Origin of the sequence: Kitasatospora sp. NPDC005856 (assembly GCF_040629945.1) — a bacterium.
Classification (GTDB): Bacteria; Actinomycetota; Actinomycetes; order Streptomycetales; family Streptomycetaceae; genus Kitasatospora.
This window is the reverse complement of record NZ_JBEXWT010000014.1, coordinates 78057-90839: the sequence shown is the minus strand read 5'-3', so window position 1 is coordinate 90839 and position 12783 is coordinate 78057. Positions and strand designations below refer to the sequence as shown.

Sequence of the window (12783 nt, the reverse complement as noted above, 5' to 3'; positions counted from 1 at the left end):
CGGTGCCACGCACCAAGGAGTGCCGCGCCCGGGTCAAGGCCGCTGGCACCGCCGACGGCCTCGCCGAGGGTCAGTTCACCGCACTCGTCTCAGTGTTCGGCAGCGAGGACAGCGTCGGGGACGTCGTCCAGCCGGGCGCGTTCACCAAGACCCTCGCCAACTGGTCCGCCAAGGGCGACCCGATCCCGGTGATCTGGAGCCATGACTGGGGCGACCCGTTTTCCCATGTCGGCATCGTCCTGAACGCCGAGGAGACCGCGGACGGCCTGCTCGTCACGGGCCAGATCGAGGACGTCGACACCAACCCCAAGGCCGCGCAGGTCTACCGCCTCTTGAAGGGCCGCCGGGTCACTCAGTTCAGCTTTGCGTACGACGTTGTCCAGGGCGCATGGGTGGAGGGCACCGACGCCCAGGGCGGCTGGTACGGCTACTACGAGCTGCGCGAGCTGAAGCTCTACGAGGTCGGCCCGTGCCTGGTCGGCGCCAACCAGGAGACCGAACTCCTCGCGGCGAAGGCCACGGCGCTGGCCGCCGGCGCCAAGGAGGGCCGGGTCCTGGCGTCCAAGCACGTGGACCGCCTCAAGGAAGCCCACCAGGCGCTCGGCGAGGTCATCGCCGCCGCCGAGCCCGAGAAGAACACCGAGCCCACCGGGTCGGCCGCCGCCGCCACGGCGCCCGCCAAGACCCTGGACACGGACGAGCTGTTCGACCGGTTCGCCGACCTGATGGCCGCCAAGTACGGCCTCACCACCATCACCAGCAGCACCGAGCAGACCACGTCGGACCTCCGCGAAGACCCCCAGCCGGGGGCCGCCAAGGACGATGCCGCCTCGCTCCGCCTGCGCATCGGCCTCGACGCACTCGCGCTTGAGGTCTCCACGCTCACGGACTGAGGAACCCCGCATGGACAAGATCAAGGAGCTCACGGACGAGCTCAAGCACCACCTGGCCGAGGCCCGCGCGATCTCGGCGAAGGCCGACGAGGACAACCGCGACTTCACCGACACCGAGCGCGACGCGATCGTCGCGGCGATGGCCAAGGCCAACGAGGTCAAGGCCCGCCTGGAGCAGGCGAAGGCGGACGGCGCGGTCCGGCAGGCCATCACCGACCTTGGCGACGGCATCGGCCTCAACGCCAAGACCGAGAAGCGCACCGCCGCTGGCCTGATCGTCCCCGACGGCCGCAAAAGCATCGGCCAGCACTTCGTGGAGTCCGCGGAGTACGCGGCCCTGCTGGCCACCGCCCCGAACGGCCAGTTCGGGCAGAAGCAGCGCGTGCAGAGCATGCCGGTCGGGTTCAAGACCCTCGTGACCGGAGCCTCCGACACCAGCGCCGGCGCCTGGGTCGTCAACGACAACATCGGGCAGCAGGTCGGCCTGGACGCCTTCCAGCGCCCGCTGACCCTGCGCGACGTGGTCACGCCGGGCACCACGACCTCCGACACCGTCGAGTACGTGCGGCTGACCTCGGTCACCAACGCCGCCGCGCCGGTCGCCGAGGCCACCGCAACCAGCGGATCCTCGGGCACCAAGCCGGAGTCCGCGCTGGCCGCCGCGAAGGTGACCACCACGGTCAAGACCATCGCCAACTGGCTGCCCACCACCAAGCGGGCGCTGTCGGACGCCGGCCAGATCCTCACCCTGATCGACAACTTCCTGAGGTACAACCTTGAGGAAGAGCTCGAAGACCAGATGATCCAGGGTGACAACACCGGCGAGAACTTCGAGGGCCTCGGGAACGTCTCCGGCGTCCAGGCGCAGGCCTGGGACACCAACGCGCTGACCACGCTGCGCAAGGCCAAGACCAAGGTCCGCACCATCGGCCGGTCCGTGGCCAACGCCTACCTGATCAACCCGGCCGACCTGGAGACCGTCGACCTCCTCCAGGACAACGAGGGAAGGTACTACTTCGGCGGCCCGGGCGGGGTCGGCTCCGCGTCCGTCCTGTGGGGCCTGCCGGTCATTGAGACCGAGGCCGTTCCCGCGGGCACCGGCTACGTCGGCGACTTTCGCAAGGCGATCCTGTGGGACCGCGAGCAGGCCAGCATCACCATGACCGACTCCCACTCGGACTTCTTCGTCCGGAACATGGTCGCGATCCTCGCCGAGATGCGCGCCGCCTTCGGCGTCATCCAGCCCAACGCCTTCGTCGAGATCGACCTCACCCCCTGATCGGAGACACGACCATGGCGTACCTGAACCCGGGCGCCGCGGCGGTGCGGGCGGCCAAGCAGGCGGCCGCGTCGGCCGACGCGGCCGCCATCACCACCACCGCAGCCGCCGGCGCTAACCCGACCAAGGCCGAGTTCGACAAGGTCGTCACCGACCTCGGCAACCTGCGGACCGCGCACAACGACCTGCTGGCCAAGCTCCGTGCCGCCGGCCTGCTCGCCCCGTGACCGGGCCGGGTGGAGGGCGATGCCCGCTGTGCGGCACCGGGCACACCGCCTGCGGCCCGCCCTCCACCTCCGTCCCCGCCGACCGCAACATCGAGGAGGCCGCCATGAGCGGACCACTGCGCCGCTACCGCGTCGTCATGCACGGCACCGAGACGGTGATGAGGCTGAACGAGGCCGACGCCGAGCGCTTCGACGGCGAGCCCATCGACCCGGTCCCGGCGGCCGTCGAGCCGCCGGCCAAGGCCCGGCCCGCGGCGGCGGACAAGGCCCGGACGGCGAAGACCAAGGACGGCGGCGGTGGCGGCTGACCTGCTGGCCGACCCCGCCGAACTCGCCGTCTGGCTCGGCGTCCCGGCCGACGATCCCAAGCTCATCGCGGCGCTCACCGCGGCGAGCCGGCGCTTTCGCGGCGCGGTCCGCCACCCGGTGACCCGCGTCATCGGGGACGTCACCGTCCTCGACGGCAACGGTCGCACCAGTCTGTTGCTGCCCGCCGCCCCGGTCACCGCCGTCACCAGCGTCACCGTGAACGGCGCGCTCCTCACGGACGGAACCGACTACCGGTGGTCGGCCGACGGCTACCTGCGCCGCCTCGGCGGCTGCACCTGGCCCGACCTGCTGCGGTCAGTCACTGTCGTCTGGGACCACGGGGACGCGATCGTGCCCGAGGACATCCAGGAAGCGGTCATCGACCAGGCCCGCACCCTGTACCGCGTCCAGCCCGGTATCCAGGCCTACACCGCCGGCAGCGAGAGCGTGACGTTCGGCGCCCAAGCTGCAGTCGGTGTCACCTCGCAGTGGTCGGCGGCCGTGGAAGCCCACCGGCTACGGCGGGGTGACGAGGCGTGATCTGGGACCAGAGCGTCGTCCGTGTCCGGGCTGGCACGCGGACCGATCGCAGTGGCAACACCGTCCCCGACTGGTCCCCAACAGCCGTGAACCGGCTCTCGGTCGGCCAGCTGTCCGTCCAGCCCGTCTATCAGAACGAGACCGCCACAACGGAGCGGACCGCCGTCCTGACCGGCTGGCGCGTCCTGTCCGCACCCGGCACCGCCCCGGACGTCCGATCCGGAGACCGAATCGAGTACGACGGCCTCACCTGCGAGGTGCAGGGCGAGGTCGGCCGCTGGCCCGATCCGATCACCGGCGCCGTGCACCACGTCGAGTGGCAGATGAACCGCTCGACCGGCTGAGGAGGTGACCTCTTGCCTCAGAAAGTCGAGTTCCAGTTGGACTCCGCCGGCGTGCGTGAGGTGCTGGAGAGTCCCGAGGTCCGCGCGATGGTGGACGAGGCCGCCGGCCGGATCGCCGAGCGCGTGAAGGGTGCCGTACCGGCCCCGGAGACGGTCGAGGTGCATCCGTACACCACGGACCGACAGGCCGCCCGCGTCACCATCGCCGACCGCCGTGCGATGGCGTGGCAGGCCCGTGACGGTGCCCTCACCCGGGCCGCGGCCGGCGTCGGAGCGGACGTCAAGGAGCGGGGCGGCCAGTGAAAGCCGCCGTCCTGTTCCCGGACGCGGCGGCTGCGGCCTGCGGGATCCTGCGAGCCGCACTCACCATCCGGACCGAGCCTTACGCGGCCGGCGCCACGGTTGGCACTCGCGTGCCGGACGCCCGAAGCCCGGAGGATCCGCGGCTGCCGCTCGTCTTGGTCGCGCTCGACGGCGCTACCCCGGCACCGTCCCGGCTCAACTCCGTCGCGCTGCTGCGGGTGAGCGTCTGGCACACGGATGAGGACCAGGCCCACGACCTCGCGCAGCTGTGCGCCGCGCTGCTGCACACCGCCGCCGGCCCGGTCATCCGCTCCACCCGCCCGGGCACCGGGCCCGTACCCGGCATCGACCCGGACTCGCGCGTCCCGCTGGCCACGCTCACCCTCACGGCCAACATCGCGCCCATTCCCCTGAACTGATCACCCTGGAGGACCGGCATGTCCGGCAACACCACCAACGCGCACCTGTGGACGGACGCCGACGTCTGGGTCGCCGACAGCCTCACCACCCCCAACCCGGCCGACGCGAACACCCCCTGGGGCGCGGGCTGGACCATGGCCGGCCTGCTCGACGGCGACGACGGCATGCCCGAGAGCCGTGACGAGGACACGGCCGACTACTACGCCTGGGGCGGCATCCTCGTGCGGTCGTCGCGCAAGAACTTCAAGTTGACGAAGAAGTTCAGCGTCCTGGAGGACAACCCGACCACCAGGTCCCTGATCTGGCCCGGGTCGACGGCCTCCCAGATCGTCGTGCCCCGGCCCGGCCCGGTGAAGCTCGGCTTCGAGAAGCGCGATGCAGGAACCGGCCTGTGGGTGCGGCGGATCACTCGCAACTACGCGATCGTCGCGCCCGACGGCGACATCGACGAGAACGAGTCCGACCTCTCCAAGACCACGCTGGCCGCCGTCATCTACCCGGACGCCAACCGGGTGCTGTTCGACCGCCAGGACAGTCAGGCCGTCGTCGCCCTCGCCGTCGCCCCCGCCACGAAGGCTCTCGCCGTCGGGGCGGTCGCCCCGCTGATCGCCACCGCGACCCTTGCCGACGCGAGCACCCGCACTGTGACCGCGGACCCGTACCTGTCCTGGACCACCTCCGCCGCGGCGAAGGCCACCGTCGCCTACGGCTACGTCAGCGGCGTGGCGGCCGGCGCGGCCACGATCACCGCCACCTACCAGGGCCTGACCGCCTCCTGCGCAGTCACTGTGTCCTGACCCTCCGCGCCCCGGGGCGGGCGAGCGCGCGGTCCGCCCGCCCCGGCCACCACCCTGACCACCGCGCACCCCGGAGAGGACCACCGCGCATGTCCAACACCCGCCGCCCCCGCCGCCACAGCGACGACGGGCGCCCCTTCGACTTCGACCTCGGCGCCGTGAAGGCCGGTGCCGAACTGCGGCCCTTCGTCGTCCGAGACGCCGACGGCACCCGCTGGACGTTCGCCCACATGGACAGCCTGAACATCTGGCCCCTGCTCGCCGCCGCCGAGCAGGGCGACAACATGGCGATGCGCGCCGTGTTCCGCGAAGCCCTCGGCCAGCAGTGGGAGGAGTTCCAGAAGCGGCCCATGCCCGGCTACCGGATGCTGCCGCTGTTCAAGGCCTACCAGCGGCACTGCGGGGCGGCCGAGGGGGAATCGCCGGCCTCCACCGACTCCTGAGTGAGCACGGGGAGGCCATCACGGCTGACCTGCGCGCCGAGTACGGCGTGCGCCTGGCCGACCTCGGCACCGGCCGCCTGACCTGGATGGAGCTGGTCGCGCTGGTGCGCGGCCTGCCCCCCACCTCGCGCCTGCACGCGGCCCTGTCCGGCACCGGCCGCCCCGCCTGGTCGCAGGCCGAGTACCTGCTCGCGGACATCTGGGACGTCCTGGCGTCCGCGAACTGGCAGCGCGGCGGCGACCGCCACGCCACCAGGCCCAAGCTGTATCCGCGCCCCGGCACCGCGAGCGCCCGCCGGGATCCGGCCGAGCGCGCCGCGGCCCTGGCCGCCGCCCGCAAGCGCGCCGCCGCGCACCGTGCCGCAGTCGAGGCCGGACACCTCACCTGACGCAGGACCACCGGAGGGGGTGATCTTCGGTGCCTACCGTCGGCTACGCCAGCCTTCAGATCGTCCCCTCCGTGCGCGGCATCGGCTCCGCGATCCGCGACCAGATCTCCGGCCCGGTCGCTGAGGCTGGTGACGAGGCCGGTGACGGCTTCGCCAAGCGCGTCCTGAAGGGCTCCGCGGTCGTCCTTGCGGCCGGCGCCGCTGGCGTCGGCGCCTTGCTCGCCAAGGGCATAGGCGGCGCCATGGAGCAGGAGCAGATCGCCGGCAAGTTGCAGGCCCAACTCGGTGCCACCGGCCCGGAGGCCGCCAAGTACGGCAAGGTCGCCGGCCAGCTGTTTGCCGGCACCATGGCCGAGTCCTTCGAGCAGGGCACCGAGGCCATCCGGTCCGTAGCCTCCGCGGGCCTGCTTCCGCCGGGCGCCACCGAAGCGCAGATCAAGCAGATCTCCACCAAGGTCCTAGACCTGAGCTCCACCTTCGACGTCGACCTCGGCGAGACCGCGACCGCTGTGGGCCAGCTGATCCGCAACGGCATGGCGAAGGACGCCCAGCAGGGCCTCGACCTGGTAGCTGCAGGCCTGCGCGGTACGGACGCCCGTGGTGCGGACGTCCTCGAGACGTTCGGCGAGTACTCGCCGGTCTTCAAGACCATCGGACTTGACGGCTCCACCGCCATGGGCCTGCTGCGGCAGGGCCTCGAAGGCGGCGCCCGCTCCACCGACAACGTCGCCGACGCCCTCAAGGAATTCTCGCTCAAGGTCACCGGCGGCGGTGCCGCCATCGACCAGGCGTTCAAGGACGCTGGCCTCAACGCCAAGCGGCTCACCGACGACGTCGCCGCGGGCGGCCCGCGCGCCAGCGCGGCCCTCGGCACCGTCCTCGACGCCCTGCGCGCCATGCCCCCGAGCGTCGAGCGGGCCCAGGCCATCCAGAACCTCTTCGGCGGGCCCGGCGAGGACCTCGGCGCCGCTCTCTTCTCTCTCGACGTCAAGACCGCGGCCAGCAGCCTCGGTGAGGTCGCGGGCGCCGCGGACGCCGCGGGCAACGCCCTGCGCGACAACGCCGCCACCAAGGTCGAAGCGTTCAAGAGGAGCCTGGAACAGGGCCTGGTCAACTTCGCCGGCGGCCAGGTCCTGCCGGTCCTGGAGCGCCTCGGCTCCACCGTGGCCGACAAGCTCGGTCCTGCGTTCACCGCGGCCGCCGCCTGGATCACCGGCACCGCGGTACCGGCCGTCACGGCCTTCGGCCGCGAGGCCGCCAACACGGTCCTGCCGGTTCTCTCCAAGGTCGGCAGTGAACTGGCCGACCGGTTCGGACCGGTGGCGGCCAAGGCCGGCCAGGTACTGCGCGAGGACCTGGCGCCCGCGGCGACCAAGCTCGGCCGGTTCATCAAGGACGACGTCGTCCCGCCCATCATGGACGTAGCAAAGTGGCTCGGCGAACATCTCGTCCCTGCCGCCGCCACGGCCGCCGGCGTCCTCGCCGGCACCGTCGTTCCCGCGCTCGCCGACACCGCCCGGTGGCTCTCCGACAACAGGACCGCCGTTGCGGTGGTGGCCGGGGTCATCACCACCCTGCTGCTGCCCGTCCTGATCACGACCGCCGTCGGCTACGCGCAGGCCGGCATCGCCGCTACCGTCTCGGCCGCGCAACAACTGGCCGCCTGGGTGACCTCGGGATCCGCCGCCGTCACCAACGGGGCCCTGTCCATCGTCGCGTCGTACCAGACCGTTGGCGGCTGGATCGCGGCCGGCGCCTCCGCCGTCGCATCCGGTGCCCAGCAGGTCGGAGCCTGGATCGCCTCCGGGGCTGCGGCCATCACGAGCGGCGCCCAGCAAGCCGCCGCCTGGATCACCATCGGCGCGCGGATCGTCTGGGGCATGGCCCTCCAGGCCGCCGCCGCTGCCGAGATCGTGGCCGGCTGGGTGCTGATGGGCGCCCAGTCTCTGCTCAACGCCGCGCGCATGGCCGCCGCCTGGGTCCTCGCCATGGGGCCGCTCGGCTGGGTCATCGCCGCCGTCGTTGCCCTGGTCGTCGCAGTGATCGCCAACTGGGACACAGTCCGCAACGCCACCGTCAGCGCCTGGAACTGGCTGTCGAACCTCGTCCTCGGCGTGGCCCGCTCGATCCGTGACTTCTTCACGGGCTGGGACCTGGGAGCCGTCCTGTCCCGCATCTGGTCCACGATCTACGACGGCGCGGTCAGCGGATGGAACAACACCATCAACTGGATCAAGGGTGTCCCCGGGGCGATCAAGAGCGCGATCGGGGACCTCGGCGGCCTACTCGTCTCAGCCGGTGGAGACGTCATCAGGGGCCTGTGGAACGGCATCAGCAACATGGGCAGCTGGCTCAAAAGCCAGTTGATCTCGTTCGTCTCGGCGGCGATCCCCGGGCCGATCAAGAGCGCGCTCGGCATCGCCTCCCCCTCGAAACTGATGCGCCGCGACGTAGGCCGGTGGATCCCCGCCGGCATCGAGGCGGGTGTCGAGGACGGCCGTCCATCGCTGGAGCGCACCATGGCGAGCCTGGTACAGCCGCCCGACGTTTCCGTCCCGGCCTGGTCCTACCAGGCCCAGGCACCCATGGGCCCTGCGGGCGGGAGTTGGGCCGAGCAGGCCGCCGCTACCCCGGTGCTGAACATCGAGCAGTACTACGAGAGCGACAGCGGGGGCGCGCGGCAGACCGCGATGCAACTCGCGCTGCTGGCCAAGGCGAGGGGGTGATGCCTCGTGCCGGGTGAGCTCATCACCGGGGACCAGCAGATCCAGTGGGCCGGCCTGCTGCTCGGCGACGGCACCCCCTACACCGTCACCCGGGTCACGGGGTGGTCGTCCCGGCCAGCCGTCGACTCCGGGACCAGCCCTCGGGCCCAGCAGCACGGCGCCCGCCCCGGGCGCCTGCTCGCGCAGGCCCGGACGATCGGCATCGACCTGCGCATCACCGGCCCGGACGCGACGTTCCCGGCCGTCCTCCAGGCGCTGGAGGACGCGACCGCGATCCGGCAGGACGAGGAGCCCCTCGTCATCCAACTCGCTGGCCGCCAGCTGCTCGTCAGCGCCCGGGTCACCGACCGGGTGGTCCCCGACGACGGCGACTTCACCGCCGGCGTGCCCGCGGTCGCGCTCCTGTTGGAGGCGACGGACCCGCGCCGGTACGCCGTCACCGAGCAGAGCGGATCCAGTGCGCTTCCCGCACCCGAGAGCGGCCTGCCCTGGGGCGACCCTGCGGAGACCGGTCTGTCCTGGGGCACCCCGACGGAGACCGGCGTGGTCTGGGGCACCCCGGGCAGCACCGGCGATATCACCGTCACCAACATCGGCAACGCCGAGGTGCACCCAATCATCGAGATCCGCGGCCCGGTGACCAAACCGTCCATCACGGCCGGCGACCTACGCCTGGAATACGACATCACCCTCGCCGGGACCGACGTCCTGGTGGTGGACACCTGGGTCGGCACCGTGACCCTCGCCGGCCAGGACCGCCTCGGCACCGCCACCCTCCGCAGCGCGCCGGAGGGGGCTTTCCTGCTGCCGCCCAAGGCGACAACCACCCTCAACTTCCGCGCCGCACCCGGCAGCACCGACCCCGCCGCGTCCGCCACCGTGCGCTGGCGCTCCGCCTACTGGTAGCCGAGGAGGCACCGACCCATGACCGTGCGCTCCGTATGGCACCTCAACCCGGGCCAGACGAGAGAGGACACCAGGCTCGCGCCGGTGGGCACTTGGACGCCCACCGGCGCGACGACCACCCGCTCCGGCGTCGTCCCCGGCGGAAACCCGCTCACCCTGACCGTCACCGGCATGACCGCCACCGTCGGCATCGGCCGCGTCGTCGTCCAGGGAACCACCGGGCAGGGTGCGTACGGCCTGGTCGTCACCGCCCCGGAGACCATCACCATCGCCCCCGGCGCTGGCCAGACCCGCTACGACACGATCTGGATCGTCGCCTACGACAAGTTGTACGACACCAGCGGCCAGACGCTCGCCGCAGTGGTCTACCAGCAGGGCACCCCGGGCTCCGGCGCCCCGCCGACCGCGCCGGCCTCCGGCACCGCCTACATGCGGTTGTGGGACATCCAGGTACCCGCAGGTGCCTCAGCCGGCTCCCCACCGAACTGGATCGGCCTCGGACTGCTGACGGACCGCCGGATCTTCAGCGTGTCGCTCGGCGGGATCCACCCCGGGGCCGACAGCGGTCCCGGCGCCTACGGCGGCCAGTACCGCGACAACCCAGCTACCGGCGCCCTGGAGCGCTGGGACGGTACCTCCTGGGTGCCGTGGTCCTCGGCGATCCGCGGCATCGCCCCGGGCAGCCTCGCCGCCGGTAGCTACACCGGGCAGTGGCGCGACGGGGCCGTTGGCCTGGAGCGCTGGTCCGGGACCGCCTGGTCCAAGGCGGACGGCGAGTGGCAGCCCTACGTCGCGCTGTGGACTGCCAGCGTCACCGCCCCGACACTCGGGCCCAACGGGTCACTGATCGCGCACTGGTGCCGCGTCGGACGCAAGATCGACGTCGAGGGCACCTTGGCCCTTGGCGTCGGCTCCAACGGCGGCACCGGCTTGTGGAACATCTCGTTGCCCGTGCCCGCGGCCAACGACGGCATCCTCCACGTGGGCGGCACCTGCAACTACGTCATCGCCAACACCCAGGAGTGGCTCGGGATCGTCCAGATCCCGCCCGGCGGCACCGCGATGGGATTCCTCATCAAGACCGCCGCCTCCGGTGACTCCACGGGTGGCGTCTCCAACACGTCGCCGACCGGGGCCGCCACGACGACGCGCGTCCACTTCTACGCGACCTACAAGGCCGCGTCCTGATGGCCACCTACGACGTGCTCGTCTGCGATCTGCGCACCGACCGGCTGCTGGACCGGCTGGAGATCACGGGCGTCAGCTACGACCTGTACATCGGCAAGACCGGGTCCCTGTCCGGGACGGTGCACATCCCGGACCCCGACACGGCCCGTCGAGTTCGAGCCGCGCTGGTGCCCGGCCGCACGATGATCTACCTGTCGCGCAGCACCGCGTTCGCCTCCGAGATCGTGTGGGGCGGCATCCTGTGGACCAGGACCCCCGGCCGCGACGGGCGCGGGTACTGGACGGTCAACATCCAGGCCGCCGGCCTGGAGTCCGTCCTGCGCGCGCACCGCCTGCTGACCGACACCTTCACCGCGGCCGCCATCGACCAACTCGACATCGCCCGTCAGCTCGTCGCCTACGCCCAGGCCGCCCCCGGCGGGGACCTCGGAATCGAGATCGACTGGAGTCAGACCAGCGGCGTCACCCGGGACCGGGTGTACAGCAGGTACGACCTGCCGTGGATCGGCACGCTCCTCGACCAACTCGCGGGCGTTCAGGGCGGCTTCGAGTGGCTGGTCCACGTCTTCCGGGACGACACCGGTGCCAGGCACCGAACCTTGCGGCTGGGCTACCCGCGGATCATCGTGGCCGGCGGCGACGTCATCCTGAAGAGTCCCGGCCTCATCGGGACGTACAGCCTGCCCGAGGACGCCACCCGGTTCGCCACCGCCTGGCAGTCCCGAGGTGCCACGGTCAACACCAACTTGGCCGCCGCGAGCGTGCCGCTCATGTCCGCGCTGCTGACCAGCCCTGACGACATCGCGGCCGGCTGGCCGAGGCTGGACGGCACCTCGGACTACAGCACGGTCACCACCCAGGACGTCGTCGACCAGCACGCCGCCGCCGACCTCGCTGCCGCCCGACGACCCGTGCTCGTGCCCGCCGTCACCTACGCCAGCGGGGACACCGCCCAACCTCAGCTCGGCGCCTACGCACGCATCTCGATCCGGGACGACTGGTTTTACGACGGCATGTCCGAGAGATACAGGATCGTCGGCCTCAAGGTCTCACCCGAAGAGCGCGGCCGGCCCGAGTCCACCGAGCTCTACCTGGAGGCCCCAAGTGCCTGACCTGCCAGCAGACTTCCTGGAGGAGTTCCGTGCCCTGAAGGACGAGGTGCGTCAGCTCGCGGGCCGTGCCCAGATGCGGCCGGCCATGACCCAGATCCTCGCCGGGGACGTGGTCGTCGGGCAGGGCGGCACGCTCCGCGTGGACGACACCACAGGCGCCTCACTGATCTACGTGGGCAAGATCACCCCGACGCAGCCCAACGGCGCCGAGCAGCGCGGCGTCAAGATCTCCCGCCAGGACGGGAGCAAGGCGATCTACCTGACCAGGACCACGACGACCCAGAGCGACCCTCAGGCGATCGTGATGTCGGACGCCCGTGGCGGCACTCTCTTCGCTGAGGACGTTGTCTCGGGCGGTCTGGCTGTTCCGTACATCGGGGCCTCTGGCTGGTATGGCGCGACCGAGGTCCCTCAGTGGACTACGACGTCCAGCTCCTGGACTACCTGCATGACCCTGCCCTGGCACAAGCAGCACCCGCAGGTGCAGGCCCACTACATCGCCCGCTGCTCGGATGGGACAACGACCGGAGAAATCCGCATCATCGACGGCGCCGGCCAGGAGATCGCCAAGTCCAGTCTCGGCGCTGGTGCCTACGTCGTCTCGTACATGATGGGGCCAGTCTCGGGCACGTACCTCGGGATCCAGTACTTGGAGCTGCAGGCCCGGGTAACGGCCGGATCCGGGAACGTGGGCGTCAAGGGGCTGTCGACGTTCGGCGTCGGCAACTAGGGCTTCTGCGGTGTTGCCTCGCTGGTGGGTGTGATCCGGGTCGGGTAGGGGCCCTTGTCGACCGTGCCGCTCCCGCCGTTGTTCTGGTTGCCCGGGTTGCTGGTGGGTGCCGGGGGCTGTGTGGCTGGCTGGGTGTCGGCCGGGTCTGCGGGGGCGATCTGCTTCGGCTCCTGCACG

General features: G+C 71.4%; 17 protein-coding genes. 16 read left to right on the top strand and 1 reads right to left on the bottom strand.

Annotation, left to right across the window (positions count from 1 at the left end; translation table 11 throughout):
• Positions 1-2: 2 nt before the first annotated feature.
• The 16 genes from ABZ449_RS11725 to ABZ449_RS11650 all read left to right on the top strand — a co-directional run bounded on the left by ABZ449_RS11725 (position 3) and on the right by ABZ449_RS11650 (position 12606).
• A complete protein-coding gene (locus ABZ449_RS11725; RefSeq protein WP_360344069.1) occupies positions 3-893 on the top strand; it encodes an HK97 family phage prohead protease in 891 nt (296 codons plus the stop codon).
• Positions 894-903: 10 nt separating this feature from the next.
• Positions 904-2172 (top strand): phage major capsid protein, encoded by a 1269-nt coding sequence (locus tag ABZ449_RS11720; RefSeq protein WP_360344066.1) that lies wholly within the window; start codon positions 904-906, stop codon positions 2170-2172.
• 14 nt (positions 2173-2186) lie between these two features.
• Positions 2187-2399 carry a hypothetical protein gene (locus ABZ449_RS11715; protein ID WP_360344063.1) on the top strand — a complete coding sequence of 71 codons (213 nt, stop codon included), beginning with the start codon at positions 2187-2189 and terminating at the stop codon, positions 2397-2399.
• A 104-nt stretch (positions 2400-2503) separates the two neighbouring features.
• A complete protein-coding gene (locus ABZ449_RS11710) occupies positions 2504-2707 on the top strand; it encodes a hypothetical protein (protein ID WP_360344060.1) in 204 nt (67 codons plus the stop codon).
• A complete protein-coding gene (locus ABZ449_RS11705) occupies positions 2697-3248 on the top strand; it encodes a mobile element protein (RefSeq protein WP_360344057.1) in 552 nt (183 codons plus the stop codon). The genes ABZ449_RS11710 and ABZ449_RS11705 overlap by 11 nt, the downstream gene beginning before the upstream one ends.
• Before the next feature lie 86 nt (positions 3249-3334).
• Positions 3335-3592 carry a hypothetical protein gene (locus ABZ449_RS11700; protein ID WP_360344054.1) on the top strand — a complete coding sequence of 86 codons (258 nt, stop codon included), beginning with the start codon at positions 3335-3337 and terminating at the stop codon, positions 3590-3592.
• Positions 3593-3604: 12 nt separating this feature from the next.
• On the top strand, positions 3605-3895 hold the full coding sequence (locus ABZ449_RS11695; protein ID WP_360344051.1) for a hypothetical protein: 291 nt from the start codon (positions 3605-3607) through the stop codon (positions 3893-3895).
• Positions 3892-4314, top strand: a complete 423-nt coding sequence (locus ABZ449_RS11690; protein ID WP_360344048.1) for a hypothetical protein — start codon at positions 3892-3894, stop codon at positions 4312-4314. Before ABZ449_RS11695 ends, ABZ449_RS11690 begins: the two co-directional genes overlap by 4 nt.
• A gap of 18 nt (positions 4315-4332) precedes the next feature.
• Positions 4333-5112, top strand: coding sequence for a hypothetical protein (locus ABZ449_RS11685; protein ID WP_360344045.1), 780 nt, complete (start codon positions 4333-4335; stop codon positions 5110-5112).
• An 89-nt stretch (positions 5113-5201) separates the two neighbouring features.
• Positions 5202-5555 (top strand): hypothetical protein, encoded by a 354-nt coding sequence (locus ABZ449_RS11680; RefSeq protein ID WP_360344042.1) that lies wholly within the window; start codon positions 5202-5204, stop codon positions 5553-5555.
• Between the two features lie 47 nt (positions 5556-5602).
• Positions 5603-5944, top strand: a complete 342-nt coding sequence (locus ABZ449_RS11675; RefSeq protein WP_360344039.1) for a hypothetical protein — start codon at positions 5603-5605, stop codon at positions 5942-5944.
• Between the two features lie 29 nt (positions 5945-5973).
• Positions 5974-8670: a hypothetical protein gene (locus ABZ449_RS11670; protein WP_360344036.1), complete on the top strand. Its 2697-nt coding sequence runs from the start codon at positions 5974-5976 to the stop codon at positions 8668-8670.
• Between the two features lie 6 nt (positions 8671-8676).
• Positions 8677-9576, top strand: a complete 900-nt coding sequence (locus ABZ449_RS11665; RefSeq protein WP_360344033.1) for a hypothetical protein — start codon at positions 8677-8679, stop codon at positions 9574-9576.
• A gap of 18 nt (positions 9577-9594) precedes the next feature.
• Complete coding sequence (locus ABZ449_RS11660) at positions 9595-10764, top strand: hypothetical protein (RefSeq protein ID WP_360344030.1); 1170 nt, start codon at positions 9595-9597, stop codon at positions 10762-10764.
• Positions 10764-11876, top strand: coding sequence for a hypothetical protein (locus tag ABZ449_RS11655; RefSeq protein ID WP_360344027.1), 1113 nt, complete (start codon positions 10764-10766; stop codon positions 11874-11876). Before ABZ449_RS11660 ends, ABZ449_RS11655 begins: the two co-directional genes overlap by 1 nt.
• A complete protein-coding gene (locus ABZ449_RS11650) occupies positions 11869-12606 on the top strand; it encodes a hypothetical protein (protein WP_360344024.1) in 738 nt (245 codons plus the stop codon). The genes ABZ449_RS11655 and ABZ449_RS11650 overlap by 8 nt, the downstream gene beginning before the upstream one ends.
• Here ABZ449_RS11650 and ABZ449_RS11645 read toward each other — a convergent pair.
• The gene (locus tag ABZ449_RS11645; protein WP_360344021.1) at positions 12603-12782 is read right to left on the bottom strand and encodes a hypothetical protein; all 180 of its coding nucleotides are present in this window, start codon (positions 12780-12782) and stop codon (positions 12603-12605) included. The genes ABZ449_RS11650 and ABZ449_RS11645 overlap by 4 nt on opposite strands.
• Position 12783: the final 1 nt, after the last annotated feature.

Excerpts from the sequence above, each read along its gene's own strand:
- ABZ449_RS11720 (WP_360344066.1), top strand. The coding sequence starts at position 904 with ATGGACAAGATCAAGGAGCTCACGGACGAGCTCAAGCACCACCTGGCC.
- ABZ449_RS11715 (WP_360344063.1), top strand. The coding sequence starts at position 2,187 with ATGGCGTACCTGAACCCGGGCGCCGCGGCGGTGCGGGCGGCCAAGCAG.
- ABZ449_RS11710 (WP_360344060.1), top strand. The coding sequence starts at position 2,504 with ATGAGCGGACCACTGCGCCGCTACCGCGTCGTCATGCACGGCACCGAG.
- ABZ449_RS11685 (WP_360344045.1), top strand. The coding sequence starts at position 4,333 with ATGTCCGGCAACACCACCAACGCGCACCTGTGGACGGACGCCGACGTC.
- ABZ449_RS11680 (WP_360344042.1), top strand. The coding sequence starts at position 5,202 with ATGTCCAACACCCGCCGCCCCCGCCGCCACAGCGACGACGGGCGCCCC.
- ABZ449_RS11660 (WP_360344030.1), top strand. The coding sequence starts at position 9,595 with ATGACCGTGCGCTCCGTATGGCACCTCAACCCGGGCCAGACGAGAGAG.
- ABZ449_RS11655 (WP_360344027.1), top strand. The coding sequence starts at position 10,764 with ATGGCCACCTACGACGTGCTCGTCTGCGATCTGCGCACCGACCGGCTG.